The organism is Roseomonas rosulenta, assembly GCF_016106005.1.
Lineage (GTDB): Bacteria > Pseudomonadota > Alphaproteobacteria > Acetobacterales > Acetobacteraceae > Neoroseomonas > Neoroseomonas rosulenta.
This window is the reverse complement of sequence record NZ_JACADR010000537.1, coordinates 1-1,257: the sequence shown is the minus strand read 5'-3', so window position 1 is coordinate 1,257 and position 1,257 is coordinate 1. Positions and strand designations below refer to the sequence as shown.

At 77.8% G+C, this 1,257-nt stretch carries 1 protein-coding gene and 1 pseudogene; one reads left to right on the top strand and one right to left on the bottom strand.

Going from position 1 to position 1,257, the window contains the following annotated elements:
• Nucleotides 1–247: pseudogene (locus HW578_RS26680) on the top strand (DNA mismatch repair endonuclease MutL); the annotation flags it as partial.
• Between the two features lie 7 nt (nt 248–254).
• Here the strand turns inward: HW578_RS26680 and rsmD are convergent.
• Nucleotides 255–821 carry a 16S rRNA (guanine(966)-N(2))-methyltransferase RsmD gene (gene rsmD / locus HW578_RS26675; RefSeq protein ID WP_198373716.1) on the bottom strand — a complete coding sequence of 189 codons (567 nt, stop codon included), beginning with the start codon at nt 819–821 and terminating at the stop codon, nt 255–257.
• Between the last annotated feature and the right edge of the window lie 436 nt (nt 822–1,257).

The window sequence follows — 1,257 nt, the reverse complement described above, 5'->3', positions numbered from 1 at the left end:
CGACCTGGCGGAGGAGCTGGCCGAGCTGGGCGAGGCGGCCTCGCTGCAACGGCGGCTCGATGCCGCGGTGGCGCGCCTCGCCTGCCATGGCAGCGTGCGCGCCGGGCGCCGCCTGCTGCCGGCCGAGATGGACGCGCTGCTGCGCGCCATGGAAGCCACGCCGCGCGCCGCCACCTGCAGCCATGGCCGGCCCACCGTCCTGCGGCTGGACGCGGCGGCACTGGAGCGGATGTTCGGGCGGCGGTAGGTCCGCCTCAGCAGCCCTCGCCCGGCGCGCGCAGCACATGCAGCGTCGCCGCGCCGTGGCTGCGCGTCGCGACCGTCGCGTAGCCGGGCAGGTCGAGCGCATCCTCCTGCGCCGCCTCGGCCACCACCAGCGCGCCCGGCGCGATCCAGCCGGCCGCCGACAGCGCGGCCAGGGCGCGCTCCACCAGCCCCTGCCCATAGGGCGGGTCGAGGAAGACCAGCCCGCAGGCCACCCGCGCCCGCGGCGGGCGCGTGGCGTCGGCGGCGAGCACGGCGCTGCGGGCCTCCTCCTTGCAGGCGGCGATGTTGGCGCGCAGCGCGGCCAGCGCCGCCTTGCCGGTCTCGATGAAGGTGCAGTGGTCCGCACCGCGCGACAGCGCCTCGAGCCCCAGCGCGCCGGTGCCGGCGAAGGCATCGAGCACCAGCTGGTCCTGGATGGTGGTGCGCCCGCCCCAGGGCGCGTGCCACAGCATGTCGAACAGCGCCTGGCGGACGCGTTCGGCGGTGGGGCGCGTGGCGTCCCCGGGCGGCGCGACCAGCGTGCGGCCGCGATGCCGCCCGGCGATGATGCGCATGTTTCTATGCCCTCAAGCGGCGGGCGCCGGCCGTCCGGCCGGCTTGCCTTCGCGCCCTGCGCTGGCGCGCTGGCGGCGGCTGGGGGTCTGGGCGCGGTCGCGCCGTGCGCTCCCGGATCGCGGCAGGGCCGCGATCCGATTTCTTTTGCCCTCGGGCGCCGGGCGCCGGGCGCCGGCATGTGCCGGCTTGGCTTGCGCGCCCTGCACGGACGCACCTGACGGCGAGGATGGTCTGGGCGCGGTCGCGCCGTGCGCTCCCGGATCGCGGCAGGACCGCGATCCGAACGTCTGGGTCGTCAGGAAGGCAGGGGCGCTTCATTCGCGCCCGCGCGGGGCGTCGCGGCCGCGCACCGGGCGGCGCGTGCCCATCACCGCACTGCGCGCGCGTGGCGCGCGTCGCGGTCCCTCCGGCGGCGGCTCCGGCAAAGATCGGGAC